At 42.8% G+C, this 18,942-nt stretch carries 18 protein-coding genes; 13 read left to right on the top strand and 5 right to left on the bottom strand.

Annotated features, from left to right (window positions below):
- Nucleotides 1–11: 11 nt before the first annotated feature.
- Genes thiC through CLV99_RS03980 form a run of 6 tightly spaced genes read left to right on the top strand, consistent with a single transcriptional unit; the run spans nt 12 to nt 5,654 of the window.
- Nucleotides 12–1,835, top strand: a complete 1,824-nt coding sequence (thiC, locus tag CLV99_RS04005; protein ID WP_133583196.1) for a phosphomethylpyrimidine synthase ThiC — start codon at nt 12–14, stop codon at nt 1,833–1,835.
- Nucleotides 1,836–2,420, top strand: a complete 585-nt coding sequence (locus CLV99_RS04000; RefSeq protein WP_133583195.1) for a beta/alpha barrel domain-containing protein — start codon at nt 1,836–1,838, stop codon at nt 2,418–2,420.
- A gap of 6 nt (nt 2,421–2,426) precedes the next feature.
- Nucleotides 2,427–3,011 (top strand): thiamine phosphate synthase, encoded by a 585-nt coding sequence (locus tag CLV99_RS03995; protein WP_133583194.1) that lies wholly within the window; start codon nt 2,427–2,429, stop codon nt 3,009–3,011.
- A 17-nt stretch (nt 3,012–3,028) separates the two neighbouring features.
- Nucleotides 3,029–3,805: a thiazole synthase gene (locus CLV99_RS03990; protein ID WP_133583193.1), complete on the top strand. Its 777-nt coding sequence runs from the start codon at nt 3,029–3,031 to the stop codon at nt 3,803–3,805.
- Nucleotides 3,806–3,807: 2 nt separating this feature from the next.
- The gene (thiH, locus tag CLV99_RS03985; RefSeq protein ID WP_133583192.1) at nt 3,808–4,920 is read left to right on the top strand and encodes a 2-iminoacetate synthase ThiH; all 1,113 of its coding nucleotides are present in this window, start codon (nt 3,808–3,810) and stop codon (nt 4,918–4,920) included.
- Nucleotides 4,921–4,940: 20 nt separating this feature from the next.
- Nucleotides 4,941–5,654 (top strand): HesA/MoeB/ThiF family protein, encoded by a 714-nt coding sequence (locus tag CLV99_RS03980; RefSeq protein WP_133583191.1) that lies wholly within the window; start codon nt 4,941–4,943, stop codon nt 5,652–5,654.
- A 550-nt stretch (nt 5,655–6,204) separates the two neighbouring features.
- On the opposite strand, the gene CLV99_RS03975 is transcribed toward CLV99_RS03980, so the two are convergent.
- Nucleotides 6,205–6,855: a hypothetical protein gene (locus CLV99_RS03975; RefSeq protein WP_133583190.1), complete on the bottom strand. Its 651-nt coding sequence runs from the start codon at nt 6,853–6,855 to the stop codon at nt 6,205–6,207.
- Between the two features lie 104 nt (nt 6,856–6,959).
- Entirely contained in the window at nt 6,960–7,568 is a 609-nt protein-coding gene (locus CLV99_RS03970) for a WbqC family protein (RefSeq protein ID WP_133583189.1), read from the bottom strand.
- Between the two features lie 267 nt (nt 7,569–7,835).
- On the opposite strand from CLV99_RS03970, the gene CLV99_RS03965 reads away from it, so the two are divergent.
- The 7 genes from CLV99_RS03965 to CLV99_RS03935 all read left to right on the top strand — a co-directional run bounded on the left by CLV99_RS03965 (nt 7,836) and on the right by CLV99_RS03935 (nt 16,171).
- Nucleotides 7,836–8,708 carry a lysophospholipid acyltransferase family protein gene (locus tag CLV99_RS03965; protein ID WP_133583188.1) on the top strand — a complete coding sequence of 291 codons (873 nt, stop codon included), beginning with the start codon at nt 7,836–7,838 and terminating at the stop codon, nt 8,706–8,708.
- Complete coding sequence (locus CLV99_RS03960; RefSeq protein WP_133583187.1) at nt 8,705–9,745, top strand: glycosyltransferase family 2 protein; 1,041 nt, start codon at nt 8,705–8,707, stop codon at nt 9,743–9,745. Before CLV99_RS03965 ends, CLV99_RS03960 begins: the two co-directional genes overlap by 4 nt.
- Before the next feature lie 100 nt (nt 9,746–9,845).
- Entirely contained in the window at nt 9,846–11,867 is a 2,022-nt protein-coding gene (gene ligA, locus CLV99_RS03955; RefSeq protein WP_133583186.1) for an NAD-dependent DNA ligase LigA, read from the top strand.
- A gap of 33 nt (nt 11,868–11,900) precedes the next feature.
- The gene (gene dapA, locus CLV99_RS03950) at nt 11,901–12,791 is read left to right on the top strand and encodes a 4-hydroxy-tetrahydrodipicolinate synthase (RefSeq protein ID WP_133583185.1); all 891 of its coding nucleotides are present in this window, start codon (nt 11,901–11,903) and stop codon (nt 12,789–12,791) included.
- Nucleotides 12,792–12,967: 176 nt separating this feature from the next.
- The gene (locus tag CLV99_RS03945) at nt 12,968–13,375 is read left to right on the top strand and encodes a hypothetical protein (protein WP_211348406.1); all 408 of its coding nucleotides are present in this window, start codon (nt 12,968–12,970) and stop codon (nt 13,373–13,375) included.
- A 37-nt stretch (nt 13,376–13,412) separates the two neighbouring features.
- The gene (locus CLV99_RS03940) at nt 13,413–14,732 is read left to right on the top strand and encodes a type IX secretion system plug protein (protein WP_133583184.1); all 1,320 of its coding nucleotides are present in this window, start codon (nt 13,413–13,415) and stop codon (nt 14,730–14,732) included.
- 8 nt (nt 14,733–14,740) lie between these two features.
- On the top strand, nt 14,741–16,171 hold the full coding sequence (locus tag CLV99_RS03935; RefSeq protein ID WP_133583183.1) for an amino acid permease: 1,431 nt from the start codon (nt 14,741–14,743) through the stop codon (nt 16,169–16,171).
- Between the two features lie 10 nt (nt 16,172–16,181).
- Here CLV99_RS03935 and CLV99_RS03930 read toward each other — a convergent pair whose 3' ends face one another.
- The 3 genes from CLV99_RS03930 to CLV99_RS03920 form a co-directional block, all read right to left on the bottom strand.
- A complete protein-coding gene (locus CLV99_RS03930; RefSeq protein WP_133583182.1) occupies nt 16,182–17,744 on the bottom strand; it encodes a calcineurin-like phosphoesterase C-terminal domain-containing protein in 1,563 nt (520 codons plus the stop codon).
- A gap of 83 nt (nt 17,745–17,827) precedes the next feature.
- The gene (gene cmk, locus CLV99_RS03925; RefSeq protein ID WP_133583181.1) at nt 17,828–18,514 is read right to left on the bottom strand and encodes a (d)CMP kinase; all 687 of its coding nucleotides are present in this window, start codon (nt 18,512–18,514) and stop codon (nt 17,828–17,830) included.
- Nucleotides 18,515–18,522: 8 nt separating this feature from the next.
- The gene (locus CLV99_RS03920; RefSeq protein WP_133583180.1) at nt 18,523–18,936 is read right to left on the bottom strand and encodes a hypothetical protein; all 414 of its coding nucleotides are present in this window, start codon (nt 18,934–18,936) and stop codon (nt 18,523–18,525) included.
- Nucleotides 18,937–18,942 lie beyond the last annotated feature (6 nt).

Below are 18,942 nucleotides of genomic sequence, written 5' to 3'. Positions count from 1 at the left end.
ATCCAATAACCATGAAAAATCAAGAAAACAACACGATTACGACACAGCCCTTTCCGAATGCGAGAAAAGTCTACATTCCGGGCACACTTTTCCCTATTCAAGTTGCCATGCGCGAAATCAGCCTGTCTCCCACACGCTTGAGCACCGGTAGTATCGAAGAGAACCCGCCTATCACGGTATACGATACCTCAGGACCGTATACCGACACCAACAAGGCAATAGATATCAAAAAAGGGATTGAACGTCTTCGGGAATCCTGGATACTGGAAAGAAATGATGTCGAAATACTGGATAAAATTAGCTCCGACTACGGAAATCAGCGTGCCAGTGACCCGAAGTTGGCCCACCTTCGCTTTGACTACCAGCATAAACCAAAACAGGCTAGAGCCGGGCAGAATGTAACGCAGCTGCACTATGCCCGAAAGGGAATCATTACTGCGGAAATGGAGTATGTCGCCATTCGGGAAAACCAGCGCATCGAGCAATTGGAAAGCGCTCAATCCGCAATGACACACCAGCATGCCGGCTATAGCTTCGGTGCCAAGACACCAACCAAAAGAATAACGCCAGAGTTTGTACGCGATGAAATAGCGGCAGGAAGAGCGATCATTCCCAATAATATAAACCACCCCGAGAGCGAACCCATGATTATTGGTCGTAATTTTCTCGTCAAGATCAATGCAAACATTGGAAATAGTGCCGTAACATCCAGTATCGAGGAAGAAGTTGAAAAAGCAGTGTGGGCCTGTCGATGGGGGGCTGACACCATCATGGATCTATCAACTGGAAAGAACATACACGAAACCAGAGAATGGATTATCAGAAATTCGCCTGTGCCTATCGGAACAGTACCGATCTATCAAGCACTTGAAAAAGTCAACGGCGTAGCCGAAGACCTCACCTGGGAGATTTTTAAGGATACGCTGATTGAACAGGCCGAACAAGGAGTGTCCTATTTCACCATTCACGCCGGCGTATTACTTCGCTACATACACCTTACGGCGAAACGAGTGACGGGAATTGTATCCCGAGGCGGTTCAATTATGGCAAAATGGTGTCTTTTCCATCATAAAGAGAGTTTCCTCTATACCCACTTCGAAGAAATATGCCAAATTATGAAGCAGTACGATATTGCTTTTTCTTTGGGTGATGGCTTGCGCCCAGGATCCATTGCAGACGCCAATGACGAGGCTCAATTTGCCGAATTGGAAACATTGGGCGAACTGACAAAAATAGCCTGGAAACACGATGTACAGGTTATGATTGAGGGACCTGGCCACGTACCCATGCACCTGATAAAAGAAAACATGGAGAAACAATTGGAATGTTGTGACGAAGCTCCTTTCTACACCTTAGGTCCACTGACGACAGACATAGCGCCCGGTTATGACCATATTACCTCGGCCATCGGCGCTGCCATGATTGGCTGGTACGGCTGTGCGATGTTGTGTTATGTAACTCCGAAAGAACACCTTGGACTCCCGAACAAAAAAGACGTCAAAGACGGTGTTATTACCTATAAAATAGCAGCACATGCTGCCGATTTGGCGAAGGGACATCCTGGCGCACAATACCGCGACAACGTACTCAGCAAGGCACGGTTCGAGTTCCGCTGGGAAGATCAGTTCAATCTGGCACTAGACCCCGAAACAGCGCGCGACTATCACGATGAGACATTGCCTGCCGATGGCGCTAAAGTCGCTCACTTCTGCTCGATGTGTGGGCCTAAATTCTGTTCGATGAAAATCACTCAGGAAATCCGGGAAAGCGTAGCCGACGGAATGCTACAGAAATCGGTGGAATTTATGGAATCAGGTAAGGAAATATACCTATAAATGCGTATCATAACACTAGCAGAGGCTACGGATAACGAAAGTAGATTGATACGGACATTTATTACCTATCCTGAAGTAATTGTCCATATCCGTAAACCTACTTTATCCATGGAAGAACTCAAAATGTTTATCCAGGGCTTTACGGTACAAGAGCGAAAGAAGCTGGTAGTGCACAGCTATCAGGAGCAAAGCCTTACCTGGGGCTTAGAGCGCTTGCATTATCCTGCTTCATCGCGTCCGCTATCTTTTACCCCTCGTGAACTCGAGGGGTATCCTCGAAGTACTTCAGTGCACGATTGGGCGACATTCAACAGCCTACCGCAGGCCTATCAGGATGCTTTTATAAGCCCTCTGTTTCCGAGTATTTCGAAGCAGGATTATCAGGCCAATGAGATCATACGGGATACGGGTAAACGCTCCAATTTTCGAACAAACCTCATCGCATTAGGTGGTATAGACCAGGACAACATCGAGTCGCTAAAGCAGCACTTTGAGGATGTCGCACTGTGTGGCAGCGTCTGGTTGTCTCCTAATCCTTTGGTGTCATTTAAAACTTGTTATAAACTATGGTATAATAATTTATAAGAAAACATGTACAGTAAAATTCAGTATATATCCTCTGGGGACACTGCAGAAGAGCAACTCCAAAATATTATAGCCGTATTGGAGAAAGGAATCACCTGGGTGCAACTCCGCTTTAAAACGGAAGACTCGTTATCGTTATTGGCGCTTGCCAAACAGATAAAGCAATTGCAACGAACCTACAACTTCATTTATATTATCAACGACCATATTGATATCGCACGAACTGTCGATGCCGATGGTGTACATCTCGGGCTGGAAGACGAAAGTATCGATATCGCCCGGATAAAACTGGGTGATAAGAAAATCATTGGAGGCACAGCCAATACCCTGCAAGATATTCTCCAACGGGTCGACGAGCGTTGCGATTATATCGGTGTCGGTCCCTTGCGTTTTACAAAGACCAAAAAGAACCTCAGCCCCACCCTTGGCTTCAAAGGCTATCAACAGCTTTTCGAGCAACTAAAAGACCGCTCCGTACCACCCCTATTTGCGATTGGCGGCGTACGCTACGACGATATCGATGTTCTATCTAAGATAGGCTTATACGGGGTGGCAATGTCAAAAGAACTAGAAATCCCAACCGCTGATTAACACTAAAACTATACCTTATGACCCCATTAATAATAGCAGACCGCACTTTTCAATCCCGCTTTTTTATCGGAACGGGCAAATTTGGCTCGCCTGAGATCATGAGCGACGCCTTAGTTGCCTCCAAAAGTGAACTGGTGACCGTCGCCTTAAAACGCGTAGACCAAGAGGCCGAAGAAGATGATATACTATCTTATATCGACCAGAATCAAATGCAGTTGCTCCCAAACACCTCGGGAGCAAGAACGGCAAAAGAAGCCGTGCTTGCCGCGCAACTCGCCCGGGAAGCGATGCAGACCAACTGGATTAAACTCGAAATACATCCAGACCCTAAATACCTGATGCCTGACCCTATAGAAACATTGCTGGCCTGTGAAGAGTTGGCTAAGCTCGGTTTTGTCGTGCTCCCTTATATCCATGCCGATCCAGTCCTATGTAAGCGCCTCGAGGATGTAGGCACAGCAGCAGTAATGCCCTTAGGGTCACCGATAGGCAGTAACCAAGGGTTGAAGACACTCGATTTCTTATCTATCATCATCGAGCAAAGTCGTGTTCCGGTTATTGTGGATGCGGGTATCGGGACGCCTTCCGATGCGTGCAAAGCCATGGAAATCGGCGCAGACGCTGTATTAATAAACACTGCTATCGCTGTTTCAAATAATCCAGTAGCCATCGCCCAAGCGTTTTCTACGGCTATAGAAGCGGGCCGTCTCGCCTATGAAATCGGAACAAACAGCAGCCAGGCCAAAGCCATAGCAAGCAGTCCGTTGACTGAGTTTCTAACTCAACCTTACTAAAGATGGAAACGACATTTACCTCGATTTTTAAGACCTACTCTTGGGAGGAAATAACGCAGAAGATATACAGTACCACGCCTGAACAGGTTGAACAATCGCTTCATAAGAGTCAACGTAGCGTCAATGATTTCCTACATCTTCTGTCGCCTGCCGCCAAACCAATGCTCGAAGAGATGGCTCAGCTATCGCATCGGATTACGACCCGCCGATTTGGCAAGAACATACAGCTCTACGCGCCATTATACCTGAGCAATGAGTGCCAGAATATATGCACCTATTGTGGTTTTAGTATGGACAATAAGCTTCCTCGGCGTACATTAAGCTCTAACGAAATAGACATAGAAGCCAAAGCACTTAAAGCCATGGGCTTTCAGCATGCTCTATTGGTGACAGGCGAATCAAACCACACCGTCGGTACACCCTACTTTCTACAAGCGGTAGAGCAACTGACGTCCCTATTTGCTCAAATCTCCATAGAGGTACAGCCACTCGATTACGAGGACTATCTGGCGCTGCATCAGGCCAAGGTAAATGCGGTCATGGTGTACCAGGAGACGTATCATCAGGAGGTCTACAAAACCTATCACCCGAAGGGAAAGAAATCTAATTTTCAATATCGCTTAGAGACTCCGGATCGAATCGGTAGAGCAGGTATGCATAAGATTGGGCTTGGGGTTTTACTCGGTCTGGAGGACTGGCGTGTAGACAGCTTCTTTACCGCTTTGCACATCGATTACCTACAGAAAAATTATTGGCGTACCAAATACAGTGTTTCCTTTCCGAGACTGCGCCCGGCAAGCGGATCGGTGGAGCCTAACTTTCTGATGCGGGACGATGATTTACTGCAACTGATATGTGCTTATCGAATCTGGAATCCAGATTTGGAGCTATCGCTATCGACACGGGAGCATCCTCTATTTAGGGACCATATCATCCCATTGGGAGTCACCGCGATGAGCGCTGGGTCCAAAACGAACCCAGGGGGCTATGTGATCGCTCCGGAATCGTTGGAGCAATTTGAAATCAGCGACGAGCGTACGCCAGCGGAAATAGCATCCCTAATTGCAAAAAAGGGGTATCAACCCGTATGGAAAGATTGGCAGATTGAGTATTAAGCAGTGAAAATTATCCCGATATGAAGCTAACAAAAGAACAAATACTACGCTATAAAAAACAAATATCCTTCGCTCCTATAGGCATAGCTGGACAAGTACAGCTATGCCAAAGCCGTGTCCTTGTAATCGGTGCCGGTGGACTAGGTGCCCCTATCCTGCTTTACCTTGCCGCAGCTGGGGTAGGTACGATTGCTTGCATCGACTTTGACCAAGTGGAAATCCACAATCTACATCGGCAAGTGATCCATAAGCAGAAGAACCTAGCGATGCCCAAGGTTCTTTCGGCAGCAGAAGCTATTGAAGCGCTTAATCCGGAAGTCAAATTTGAACCTATCATTGCTAAAGTAACGGGGACAAACCTGGACGATTATGTCTCGGCATATGATATTGTACTCGATGGTACGGACAACTTTAACAGCCGATATGCTATCAATGATGCCTGTGTCCGACAGAACAAAACTTTGGTATACGGTTCGGTACTCAATTTTGAAATACAGCTGGCAGTTTTCAATCATGAGGGCTCTAAAAATCTTCGGGACCTATTTCCCTCTGCGCCACATTCGGACGATGTGCCGAGTTGTGACCAAAATGGGGTATTGAACACTGTGCCCGGAATACTGGGACTGATGATGGTGCAGGAGACGTTGAAAATAATAACGGGGAACACCCCAATGAAGAACCAGCTCCTGATCTTCCATACCGCTACGTGGGAGATCACTAAGCTGAACTTCTAACTTTGATACCGAATACTGCTGATCTATCACAGGAAATACAGGTTGCGCACGAGTGTTAAGAGCAGGGCGTTTCAAAAAAAAATCCTGAAGCGGGGAGCTCCAGGATTTACCAAACCAATTATTAACCTAAATATGAAATTATGAATTTTATATTCATTACAACTAATGCAAATGAGGTACCAAACTCATGAGGTAATTGAATTTTAACAGTATTTTAACAAAAAAATATTACGCTTCGATAAATAAAATTTCCTCTGTCATTGTTTTTATAATTTCCGGGGTATCACTTTGGCAGGACTGACAAACAAGAAATACACTCCCCTCCTTCGGGTCGGATGACAAAACGTCACTAAATAGAAAAATCCTGAAGCGGGGAACTTCAGGATTTACCAAACCAATTATTAACCTAAATTATGAAATTATGAATGTTATATTCGCTTGTAAAACGTCGTTTTACTCCTTAAAGTATATCTTTTAGGAGTCATTAACATTTTTTAACACACATCATTTAGCTTAATCAAATTATACGATTCTTAAACATTTGAAAGTTTTAATGGGGTGCCAAAATATCGACTACCTTATCGCTCAGCCGGGTTATATCCGATTTGAGGCCAACCATCAACGTTAAAGCGTGAAAAGGTTGTTTCTGCACCCGATTTACATTGTACATATACCCTACCTCTGTACCAATAAAAAAGCCGCTAAAACGGTAGTCAGCACCTACCCCCAGTTTGGTGCCAAATGCTATGGATTTTAAATACTCGATATTGACCACATCGCCAACGAGATTGGACCGTGGTTCATGTACCAGGCCAATTGTAGGGCCTAGATAGACGTAGGTATTCAACCGTTCAAACTGTCTTCTCGTCCCCGCTGCCAAACTCAACATATAGAAATTGGAAAGTCCATTTTTGATTATCGTATTGAATTCGGGGTCCTGAGCTTTTTGGTCATACTTAAATGCTAATAAATACAATGCGGGGTATAAATAGTACTTGGGATTATTCAGGGTAATATCTAATCCCATACTACCGACAAAGAGCTTGGGCGAGAGCACATCTCTCGTTTTACCCAAGGGAATTCCTAATCCTGTTCCGGCAAAATAGTAAACCTTTTTATAATGGATGGTGTCTGCTCCTGATTGCGCAAATACCATGCTATACAGAAACACCATTACTAATACTAAGAAAGTTCGATTCATTGTTATGTGTTAAAAGGTTCGTAACATCGTACGTCCACTATAACAATGATATCCCTTTATAGTTTTTCGAAAGGTCTAGATTTAGTTGCTCAAATCTCTACGGACTACAAAAACATTTTGCTCTGTGGACCTTGGTTAAAGAGTAAGTCTATAATACTGACATTGGGCTGAAACCCTGTGCGCTCTTCAAATACCTGATAATACGCCTTAGGGTTAGTGTATACTGATGGCTTTTTCGGGTGAATTGAAGTTCTAAAGTCTAACCCTTCATAATTCTTCGTATAAGCTTCCGTACGTTGTAGCTCTCTGGGTAACTTCAGCAACTGTAGGATCAATTGAAGTTGCTCCAAATTAAAATCAAAAAGGTAGTCAAACTTGCGCTCATAAAATGGTGCGAACTCATCTTCATAGTATTCAAAATAAGCAGAGCTACGGTAAGCGGTCTGTATACTGGACCAGTGTAGCCTTTGCCAATCATGGTCATAGCTAATCTTGACTTCCTTCATGGCGACATGTTCTTTACGGCCATGTTGTATCGGAATCATAAGATCCAAAATTCCATTTGCTGTTGCGATATGTGTTCTACTCCTATAGGTCTGCTTTGGAAAATGCTCGTACTGGTCGATAAGAACAGTACCTGGATTTTGCGCAATAGCGTGAAAATACGACACTGGAGGAAGATAATTTGCAGATAACAGGACTGGAATTGACATATTTTAAAAACTAACTTTGGATTCGGCAACAAAAATAGCGTTATTAAAGCATATTTCCGACACAAAAACGCAGTAAGCGGATTTCTACATGCTTTATTCTACGTCTTTTTTGATTAGGTATTCGCGAATGCTAAGCATTTTATATAAGTTTGCGTAACGAAAACGTCACCACCTCGGTGAGTGAACTATCCATGTAGAAAGAACTGTAGAAATAGGACAAAACACATTGGATATTCCATGAGGTTATTAAAAGACAACAATTTACAAATGAAGAAAAGTATACTACATTTTATTTTGCAGGCGATGTCCAGAATGCCTTTTTGGATGTTGTATGGCATCTCAGATGTATTGTATGTCTTAATCTATCATGTGCTGGGCTATCGCAAAAAAGTTGTTTTTAAGAACCTCCGTAACTCCTTCCCGGAAAAATCGGAAGCAGAAATAGAGCAGATTGCAAAAGAATTCTACCGCTACTTTCCGGATATTATTGTAGAGGTTATAAAAATGTTCAGTATCAAACCCGAACAGGTAAAGGAGCGTATCGAACTCCTCAACCCGGAAGAAATATACCGACACTTTGATGCAGGCAGAGCCGTAATAGGTGTCACTGCACACTACGGAAACTGGGAACTGGGAATACACCGGTTATCGCTGATGACCGACTATGAGCGTCTCGTCATTTACAAACCCTTAAACAACAATGATATTAATCAGATTTACAATGGGGTCCGCACCCGATTTGGGGCGACGATGGTCCCTATGAAGCAAATCTTGAGACATATCGTCCGTCTAAAAAACACGCCTCATATCAGCATGTTTGTCGCCGATCAGACTCCATTATATCAGGATTCGGATTACTTTATGACCTTCTTAAATCAGGAAACATTAGTATATACAGGCACCGAGCGAATCGCTAAAATGACAAACAATCCTGTAGTTTTTTGTCATATCGGAAGAAAACCGAAAAGAGGACATTATTTTTGTAAATTTACAACTTTAGTAGAAACACCGTCTGATTATGGCGACCACGAAATAACCAAAATACATAACGAGTTTACGGAGAAAATCATCCGTGAGCAACCTCCGTATTGGCTGTGGTCCCACAATCGATGGAAAAGACAGAGAAAAGATAAAGCATGACACAGTACCCTAAGGTCGCCGTTGTAATATTAAACTGGAATGGCAAATATTTCTTAGAAAAGTTTTTGCCTTCTGTATATAACAGTACATATCCTAATATCGAATTTATAATCGGAGATAATGCTTCGACGGATGATTCGATTTCTTTTGTAAAGGAGAACTTCCCCCAGATTCGGATTATTCAAAACGAAGAAAACTTTGGCTTTGCTGGCGGGTACAATAAAATCCTCGAACAGGTAGACGCTCCCTATTACGTACTCCTGAACTCGGACGTCGAAGTGAGTCCATCATGGATCGAACCGGTTATCGAAATGATGCTTAGGGAAGATTTTGTCGCGGCACAACCTAAGATTCGTTCTTTCCATAAAAAGGAAAGTTTCGAACATGCAGGAGCTGCAGGTGGCTATATGGATACCTACGGCTACCCTTTCTGTAGAGGTCGTATACTACATTCAGTCGAGCCGGACAAAGGACAATACGACAATGAGCAGGAGATTTTTTGGGCTACCGGGGCGGCTTTATTTATCAAATCGGAGGCCTGGAAACAAGTGCAAGGATTTGACGCAGATTTCTTCGCCCATATGGAAGAAATTGACTTGTGCTGGCGCCTCAAGAAACTGGGACACCGGATAGGCTATTGCCCTCAAAGTACCGTCTATCACGTCGGTGGTGGTACATTAAATACCAGCAACCCTCAGAAGACCTATCTTAACTTCAGAAACAGCCTGGTCATGTTGCAAAAGAATCTTACTTTCGGTATGGCCGTGTGGGCGATTTTTGCGCGCCTTTGGTTAGACTTGTTCGCGTTACTGCATTTCTTGGTAAAAGGAAAACCTAAAGATGCTTGGGCCGTAAGTAGAGCACACCAGTACTTTTTCCTGAACTTCTTTAAAAATGCATCCAAAAGGAAAAAAAATACGGTGTATTACAACAAATATGGACTTTATAAAAAATGCATAATTTGGGACTATTACATGAACAAAATGCAGTATTTCTCGGACTTACCTACGAATAATTTTTATTTGAAGAGCAAATAGCGAACAGCTAAGATATAATCTATTTTTTCTGGAATAAACCGAATTAAAATATTGTTCCAAAATTATATTAGACCTTCAATTTTTCTTAATTTCGTTGCATATGTCGCAGGATATCCAAACGAAAATAGAACAATTGACAGCTGAGTTGAATGCCTACAATTACCAATATTATGTATTGGCAAATTCAGCAATATCAGATTATGACTTTGACCAGAAACTAAAAGAGCTGGAAGCTTTAGAGTCAGCTTACCCACAATATCGAGACCCAAACTCACCAACTCTGAAGGTCGGTGGCGATATCACTTCCAAGTTTAATACGGTACAGCACAAGTGGCCTATGCTGTCGCTGAGCAATACCTATAGTGAGCAGGAACTCATAGAGTTTGATGAGCGTGTACAGAAGGCGATTGGACATAGCGTGCAGTATGTCTGCGAACTTAAGTTTGATGGTCTTTCGATTTCGCTAACCTATGAGAATGGCAAGTTGACCCAAGCTGTGACGCGGGGTGATGGTATACAGGGTGACGATGTTACGAATAATGTACGTACTATCCGGAGTATCCCCCACCAGCTCAAATCAAATTTACAATACCCTGAAGTATTTGAAATTAGAGGGGAGATTTTCATGCATAAATCTGCCTTTTTGAGGCTCAACAAAGAACGGGAGGAAAATGGAGAGCAAACCTACGCCAATCCTCGTAACTTTGCTTCTGGGACCTTAAAATTACAGGATTCTTCCGAAGTAGCTAAACGTCCGCTGGACTGTTTCCTCTATTTTCTATACATGGAAAACAGAAACAGGACTTATCAGTCCCATTGGGAGAGCCTTTCGGCTGTACACGAATGGGGTTTTCCGGTTTCGGACAATAGTAAATTATGTAATTCTATCCAAGAGGTGCTTGACTTTGTCCACTATTGGGATAGTGCACGCCATCAGTTGACTTACGATATTGATGGAATAGTCATAAAAGTAAACGATTATGCCTACCAGGAAGAACTGGGATTCACGGCAAAATCTCCCCGTTGGGCGACTTCCTACAAGTTCAAAGCCGAACAGGCAGAGACTATACTGGAAGCGGTCACTTACCAAATTGGGCGTACCGGTGCTGTGACACCGGTGGCCAACCTCGCTCCTGTCGTACTGGCAGGAACCACTGTAAAAAGAGCATCCCTGCACAATGCAAATGAAATCGAGAGATTGGGGCTACATCAAGGTGATACAGTCTATGTCGAGAAAGGCGGCGAGATTATCCCTAAGGTGGTTGGGGTGAATATGGAGAAAAGAAAGCCAGACGCCCTACCTATCAAGTATCCAGATCACTGTCCGGAATGCGGAACTGCTTTAGTACGTGAAGAAGGTGAAGCGGTGCACTACTGCCTTAACGAAGACGGTTGTGAGCCCCAAATAGTTGGAAAACTCCAACATTTCATAGGACGTAAAATGATGGACATACAAGGATTGGGAGCTGAAACCATTGTGACCTTCCATAAGCTTAACCTACTCCGTCAAATCTCGGATATCTATTCGCTTGGAGACAAACGGGACGAATTGGTTACCATCGAAAGGTTTGGGCAAAAGTCTATCGACAATATGGTCGCAGGAATAGAACTGTCAAAGAGCAAACCTTTCGAAAAAGTCCTATTTGCATTGGGTATACGCCATGTCGGTGAGACGGTCGCCAAAAAACTGGCATTGCACTTTAAATCACTGGAGCAACTAAAGCTGGCTTCTATAGAAGAGATTGCTTCGGTGCAGGATATTGGAATACGGATTGCCGAAAGTGTGCATCACTATCTGTCGCTGCCTGAACATCTAGAGGAGTTAGAGAAACTGCAAGCTGCTGGCTTACAATTTGAAGTCGAAGAGAAAACAGTACTGTTAGCTAGTGATAGCCTTGCAGGCAAGACCTTTTTGATATCTGGTGTATTCGCAACGCATAGTAGAGAAGATTTGACGGCATTAATTGAATCCCACGGGGGTAAAATGCTGAGTAGCATATCGTCTAAACTCAACTACCTCGTGGCAGGAGACAAAATGGGACCGTCTAAGCTCACGAAGGCAGAAAAACTAAAAGTCCCCATCATATCGGATGAAGACTTGTTGAACATGATTAATCAATAAACAAATAATATATTAAAATCAGACTTAAGAACAATGAATGAGATTCAGGGCGCAGGAGTAGCCTTAGTTACTCCTTTTAATGCAGATGGAACAATTGATTTTGAAACGCTAGGTCAACTTATCGAGTTTCAAATTGAAGAAGGAATGAATTACTTAGTATCGCTAGGTACAACTGGAGAGACAGCAACATTAAGCACTGAAGAACGAAAGCAGGTCTGGAAATTTACAGCAGATAAGGTTAAGGGACGTATCCCTCTAGTGGCGGGTATTGGAGGTAATAACACCATGGAAATTGTACAGCAGATAAAGGATTTTGATATCCAGGGCTACTGTGCTATCCTCTCGGTATCGCCTTACTATAATAAACCCACGCAAGAAGGAATATATCAACACTACAAAGCGATAGCGGCCGTATCCAGTTTACCACTGATTCTTTATAACGTACCTGGTAGAACAGGCAGCAATATGACTGCGGCTACTACCCTACGCCTTGCTAAAGACTTTTCAAATATTGTGGCCATCAAAGAAGCATCGGGCAGCTTCAGCCAGTTTTCAGAAATACTGAGAGACAAACCAAAAGGTTTTGTATTGATATCTGGTGATGACCCAGTGACCCTACCGATGATGGCGTTAGGCGCAGTCGGCGTAATATCGGTTATCGGAAACGCCTACCCTAAGGCTGTCGCTGAACTAGTAAAGCGTTGTAAGGACGGGCAATATGAAGAAGCAAGAAGCATACATACACAGCTTTTGGATATTACGGACTTATGTTTTGTAGAAGGTAATCCGGCAGGGGTGAAATATATCCTTAGTCAGAAAAACATAGGCGGCGATACCGTTCGCTTGCCTTTGGTCAAGATTGGCGAAAATACAATAGCCCAAATTAAGACCGAAATGGAAAGATTAAAACAATCGGCTGTTTAATACTAAACATTTTTGCCTATAGTCAACTTGGATTTGACTATAGGCAAATCGGATACAACCATAGTTCAATCCCGTGCAACTATAGTCCAATATCGAAAATGATTTTCTTCAAATCATTTGCTCAATATATCAACATATCTAGTATCTTTAATCTATCAAGTAATGGTATAACTCATATGACAGAAGCAAATACTCCCCCAAAAAAACGAGGTGCAAAGCTAAAAAGCTTTTTAGGCTGGGCATTTTTAGTTGTTATGTTGGTTTTTTCCGGTTTTATCTATTTCCAATACTATTTTGTATTTGGCGAAGGCGTGAAATCAGGCTATCTTAATTATGCAGTAAAAAAAGGAAATCTCTTTAAAACCTACGAAGGCAAGTTGATACAAGAAGGATTCGGAGCCGGGCGTGCGGGAGGATTGACCAGTAATGAATTTGTCTTTTCGGTCGAAAATGACTCTATATTCAGAGAACTAGAAACCAATAGTGGCAAATTCTTCGACCTACATTACAAAGAATATCATGGAATCGTACCTTGGCGTGGCAACACAAAGTATATTGTGGATCGTATCGTACAGATGAAATAATGTTAGTATAAATCTCCCCTAATGGGAATCCCTTTCTATGTTAAGAATAAAACCTTTTACGATAATACTTGTTCTTCTGCAGTTGTCCTTTCAAGTACAGGCACAGAAGAAGAAAAAAAAACGTATTGCCATCGAGCAATCGCCACGGCAAGAGCTGGTCTATGATAACATCAATTATATCGATGCCATAAAGACGGTGCAGCTCTTTCCTATGACCAAAGAGAACCAGCTCCCTGTATACACCTTAGGCGATGCAGAATCTTTAGTCCTGTCTTTTGATGATCTCCGGGGTGATGTACGGGACTACTACTATAGTATCGAGCATTGTAATGCTGACTGGACACCAAGCCGCCTATCCGTACTAGATTATGCCGAAGGATATAATGAAGACCGTATTGTCGAGTTCAAACAATCCCAGGGTACGACGCGCCACTATACGCATTATAAAACCGTATTCCCTAATGAGTATGTTAAACCTAAGGTAGCGGGCAACTTCCTCCTAAAGGTATATGAAGATGCCGACAAGCAACGCTTGATATTAACACGTAAGTTTTACGTCCTAAAGCCTCTGGTAGTGGTTGAAACTCAAATACTGTCTTCGAGCTTTGCTAATAAAAGGTTATCCAATCAAAAGCTAAATATCGCAATCAAGACGGGATTAACAATCTCTAACCCGCATCAGGATGTTCAACTGCATGTCATGCAGAACCAACGTCCGGATAATATGATGGTGCTTCGTACGCCAATGTTTATCGGTACCGGCGAGATAAAGTACAACAATAGCGAGACCTTAGACTTCCCTGCCAATAATGAGTTCCGCTATGCAGACTTACGTTCGTTCAAAGGAGGCTCAGGCCAGATTCAGGAGATACAAATGGATAGTCTGGTGCATATAAGATTGTTTACCGATGAAGACAACAGGGACAACACCTATGCGACGACCTACGACGAAAACGGAAAATTCTATATCCGAAATTTAGATTATGAGAATGCTGATATCAGTGGAGACTATGCTGAGGTTGAATTTTCACTGCGTACGTCTACTGATGTCTCGGGAGATATTTACCTTGTAGGAGGCTACAACAGCTATCAGCGTACCCCAGAAAACAAGCTTAAGTATAATCCTGCAACGCAAAAATGGACGGTAAAGCAGCAGCTCAAACAAGGTCTCTACGATTATGAATATGTACTCGTGACGCCCGACGGGAAAGTCGTTACAGACGCCTTCTCGGGAAGCCACTTCCAAACTGGTAATGACTATCAGATCCTGGTATATTACCGTCGGACGGGAACCTATTGGGATGAACTCTTGGGCGTAGGTAACGCTTCTATCAATAACAAAGAAAATAAAAACTAACCAAAATCGTGAACGATAATAATAAAGACCAAAAACTAAAACGGGGATTAACAAATAGACATATTCAACTGATTGCCCTAGGCGGGGCGATAGGTACGGGTTTATTTCTAGGTATCGGAAAGGCTGCCGTTCTGGCTGGTCCCTCAGTCCTCTTGGGCTACGCTATTGCAGGAGTCATTGCTTTCTTTATCATGCGGCAATTAGGTGAAATGGTAGTTGACGAACCGGTATCGGGAAGTTTTTCCTTCTTTGCTAATAAGTATTGGGGTGGATTTGCAGGCTACGCTTCTGGATGGAACTATTGGGTGCTCTATGTACTTGTAAGCATGGCCGAGCTGACAGCGATAGGTGTATATGTTCAGTTTTGGTGGCCGGAAATTCCGTTATGGGTATCCAGCCTCTTTTTCTTTATTATCGTCAATGCGATCAACCTCGCTTCTGTAAAGGTGTATGGAGAAACCGAATTCTGGTTCTCTATCATCAAAGTGGTGGCTATCGTGGCCATGATTATATTCGGTGCTTATCTGTTGCTATCCGGGACCGGTGGAGAGACTGCAACTGTCAAGAACCTTTATAATGATGGTGGATTCTTTCCCAAGGGCTGGCTCGGCATCGCCGAAGATGGAAGTTACCACGGTCTTATGGCCGCATTGGTGATGATTATGTTTTCTTTTGGCGGACTTGAACTGGTAGGTATTACTGCTGCGGAAGCCGAGAACCCAGAAAAGAATATCCCTAGAGCAACCAATCAGGTATTGATTCGTATTCTGATTTTTTATGTCGGTGCTTTATTTATTCTGTTTTCCTTGATGCCTTGGCGTACTATTAATGCAGATACCAGCCCTTTCGTCGAGGTTTTTAACTCGTTGAACTCATACCAGTTTACCCTCTTCAATAAAACCTATTATTTTACGAGCATAATAGCCAATGTACTAAATATGATTGTCCTTACGGCAGCATTATCCGTATACAATAGCTCCGTGTATAGTAATTCGAGAATGCTTTATGGATTGGCGGAACAAGGGAACGCACCAAAGTTTCTCAATAAACTAAACAAGAACCATGCGCCTACGGCAGCGATATTAGTATCTGCGGCGCTAGTGGCTATCTGTATTGTGGTCAATAAGTTAATCCCCGAGCGGGCACTGGAGATATTAATGTCATTGGTGGTTTCGTCGCTTATCATCAACTGGATAATGATTAGCTGGACCCACTTATATTTCAAAAAACAAAAGATTAAAGAAGGCAAGAAAACCCTATTTCCGAGTCTGTTCTATCCGGCCAGCAACGTAATCTGTCTTTTATTTCTATCCGGTGTACTGGTCATGATGTGGTTTACAGGGCTGAAAATATCTGTTGAACTGATACCGATATGGCTCACTGTGCTATTTGTCAGCTATGTCATAGTCAATTCACGTAAACAAAAAAAGGGAGCTTAAGCTCCCTTTTTTATTGCACTACATTTATCGTTTTCGTGGCGTGATGCGTTACGCCATACATATCTTTGATGCGAACCTCAATCTGATGTGCTCCTGCTTTCAGATTAGGTAATTTCATTTCCCAAAGGTGAGTGGAATTGACCGCGTTGGAAGGTCTGCGTCCTTCAATAAGTTCTGTCGCATTGTCAAACTTCAGCACCTCATATTCATAACTCGGATCCGGACTATCCGTACGGCTCATCTTCTTCCATTCTTTGCCATCCAGACTATACTCCATCACATCATCTGTCCTTCCCATAAAGAAGTTGGCATAAATAGTATAACGTTTGGTATGTTTAGCCTTAACCGTACTAGGACCAATGAGATTGATTTGATAGTTGCTCTCCTGCCCTGCGACTTTGTAGTCAAAAGCATAAGCATTGTCCTTGATATTCATGATGGCATAGCCCTTAGGTGTACCATCACGCATCGTTGATGCTGGCACTCCCTGCTGGTTAATCTGTCCAGAGTACCAATCGCCAGACGTCGTACCAACATTATATTCATGGTGTGGTTTTGTTTGGGACCAACCCTCCGCCTTTCCATAAAAGTTTTGCTGTTGATAGTGTGTATGAGCAGAAAGCGATACCGTATTTGGAAAATTCTTTAAAAGGTCAAATAGACGCTGTCTGTCCTCATTACGGAATACATCGGAGTTTTTATGAACTAATGGGATGTGAAACGCCAATACGATCAGCTTGTCTTTGGGTACGAATTTCAGGTCATTCTCTACAAAATCAAGCTGGTCCTTTCTAAATCCGCCCAAATAGCCTTTGCCAGTACGAGGGTTCGGATAAATAATATTATCTAAAATAATGAAGTGGGCATTACCATAATTAAAAGAATAGTTGTTCGGACCGAAGTTAAGCTCAAAACTCTCATCCGAAAGCGAATCGCTCACCACATCGTAATTCATGTCGTGATTCCCCATTACGTTGTACCAAGGTAATCCTATGCTACCGACGGTCTCCTTGTAGGGCTCGTGTAGCGTTAGGTCATCGCCGACCAAATCACCTAAACTAATACCAAACTGGAAGGCATTCTTATCAGAGATATCATTGATGATACCCTGCTTGAAAAAATCAAGCTCTTCTTTTGTATAGGCCTGAGGATCTCCAAAAATCAATGCTTTGAAACTGGTCGGTTCCGCATGGGGGTACATTGGAAAATCCAATGATTTTGGCAACTTTCCAGTCGCATCGGCTGTCGTATACTTTAACTTCGGAGAACCTAGAGGTTTGTGTAGGTAATAAAAAAGCGGGTGATTATGCTTATCGAGCGGAAATACATAATCTCTGGGCTTGATTACAAAAATGATATTATCGTTATCAACAGGAAGGGTATAATTTCCGTTGTGGTCCGTTTGGACAACCTCTCTCCCATTACTGACGCTAACGCCAGCTACTCCTTTTTCATTTTTCTCCTTTTTACCGTTTTTATTAATATCAATAAAAACCGTTCCTTTCGCTAGTTCCTGTGCCTGTACGATGGCAGTAGAAAGTAGCGTGCTAACCAATAAAATCTTGATGTTCATATTAAATAATTCGTTTCCCAAAAATAGCTTTGAGAAACGAACTACAATTTAAGACATTATTAAGTAAATGTTAAGAATAGCGATTATTTACTTTGATTCTTACGCTGTGTATACAGGTCGATTACAAAGTCTAGCTGTTGGCTTTGATTTAGATTGGAGTTATCTAAAATAATAGCGTCGTCGGCCTGTCTCAATGGACTTTCTTCGCGCGTACTATCGATATGATCTCTACGCGCTAGATTGGCCTTAACCTCTTCCATGCTTACGGTCTCACCTTTGGCGGCCAGTTCGGCATAGCGTCTCTCGGCACGTACGTCAACATTGGCCGTCATAAATATTTTCAAATCAGCATCCGGAAACACCGTTGTGCCGATATCGCGTCCATCCATTACGATATTGCGTTTCTTTCCTAAAGCCTGCTGCTGGGCTACCATCGCCTTTCTGACTTCTTTGATGGCACTTACCTCGCTGACATTGTCGGATACTTCCATCTTGCGGATGGCTTCAGAAACGTCCTCATCGTTTAAAAAGATCTGTACCTGGTCAGTACTCGGTACAAAGTCAATATGAATCTGATCTAGGGCCTGTAATACCGCGGCAGAATCAGTGCAATCTATTTTATTGCGCATGAAATACAAGGTCACTGCCCGATACATCGCGCCACTATCGACAAAAACAAAATTTAAACTTTTTGCCAGCGCTTTCGCTACTGTACTCTTACCACAGGAAGAAAAGCCATCTATGGCTATAATAAAGTTACTTCTTGCCATTTCTCTGTTTAGCTATTTCCGCCTATCAGTACACCTGGTTTATTGACCAAAGGTACCTTAGATAAATTTTCATCAACAATACTCTCCGGTAGGAAGATATATTTTTTATCAAAAATAGTATCTTCTATATAATAGCTCAACCAATATTCATTGGTCAATCCGAACACTTGCTGGTCGATTGCTTCAATCCTAATCGAACTCGTCGCCGCTATATCTCCCAAAAAATGTCTTAAAGTCGTAGTTTTGACTTCTCGTTCCTCCTGCTTCCCATATCCTTTGGACGTTACAAAAACATTTCTCAAAGGCACTTCCTTCTCGTTTACCAAATATACATTCCACGATTTCTGAATGGGGGAATCACTTTCTAGCACCACAGCGATAGAAATATCTTCCACTATATTAACCGGCAAATCTTTCTTCATCTTCTT

It is taken from the genome of Sphingobacterium yanglingense (genome assembly GCF_004363245.1).
In the GTDB taxonomy this organism is placed as follows: Bacteria; Bacteroidota; Bacteroidia; order Sphingobacteriales; family Sphingobacteriaceae; genus Sphingobacterium; species Sphingobacterium yanglingense.
The sequence above is the reverse complement of the archived record's forward strand: the minus strand, read 5'-3'. Positions and strand labels throughout refer to the sequence as shown.

Coding starts and splice junctions, on each gene's coding strand:
- thiC (WP_133583196.1), top strand. CDS start 12: ATGAAAAATCAAGAAAACAACACGATTACGACACAGCCCTTTCCGAAT.
- CLV99_RS04000 (WP_133583195.1), top strand. CDS start 1,836: ATGCGTATCATAACACTAGCAGAGGCTACGGATAACGAAAGTAGATTG.
- CLV99_RS03995 (WP_133583194.1), top strand. CDS start 2,427: ATGTACAGTAAAATTCAGTATATATCCTCTGGGGACACTGCAGAAGAG.
- CLV99_RS03990 (WP_133583193.1), top strand. CDS start 3,029: ATGACCCCATTAATAATAGCAGACCGCACTTTTCAATCCCGCTTTTTT.
- thiH (WP_133583192.1), top strand. CDS start 3,808: ATGGAAACGACATTTACCTCGATTTTTAAGACCTACTCTTGGGAGGAA.
- CLV99_RS03980 (WP_133583191.1), top strand. CDS start 4,941: ATGAAGCTAACAAAAGAACAAATACTACGCTATAAAAAACAAATATCC.
- CLV99_RS03975 (WP_133583190.1), bottom strand. CDS start 6,855: ATGAATCGAACTTTCTTAGTATTAGTAATGGTGTTTCTGTATAGCATG.
- CLV99_RS03970 (WP_133583189.1), bottom strand. CDS start 7,568: ATGTCAATTCCAGTCCTGTTATCTGCAAATTATCTTCCTCCAGTGTCG.
- CLV99_RS03965 (WP_133583188.1), top strand. CDS start 7,836: ATGAAGAAAAGTATACTACATTTTATTTTGCAGGCGATGTCCAGAATG.
- CLV99_RS03960 (WP_133583187.1), top strand. CDS start 8,705: ATGACACAGTACCCTAAGGTCGCCGTTGTAATATTAAACTGGAATGGC.
- ligA (WP_133583186.1), top strand. CDS start 9,846: ATGTCGCAGGATATCCAAACGAAAATAGAACAATTGACAGCTGAGTTG.
- dapA (WP_133583185.1), top strand. CDS start 11,901: ATGAATGAGATTCAGGGCGCAGGAGTAGCCTTAGTTACTCCTTTTAAT.
- CLV99_RS03945 (WP_211348406.1), top strand. CDS start 12,968: ATGACAGAAGCAAATACTCCCCCAAAAAAACGAGGTGCAAAGCTAAAA.
- CLV99_RS03940 (WP_133583184.1), top strand. CDS start 13,413: ATGTTAAGAATAAAACCTTTTACGATAATACTTGTTCTTCTGCAGTTG.
- CLV99_RS03930 (WP_133583182.1), bottom strand. CDS start 17,744: ATGAACATCAAGATTTTATTGGTTAGCACGCTACTTTCTACTGCCATC.
- cmk (WP_133583181.1), bottom strand. CDS start 18,514: ATGGCAAGAAGTAACTTTATTATAGCCATAGATGGCTTTTCTTCCTGT.
- CLV99_RS03920 (WP_133583180.1), bottom strand. CDS start 18,936: ATGAAGAAAGATTTGCCGGTTAATATAGTGGAAGATATTTCTATCGCT.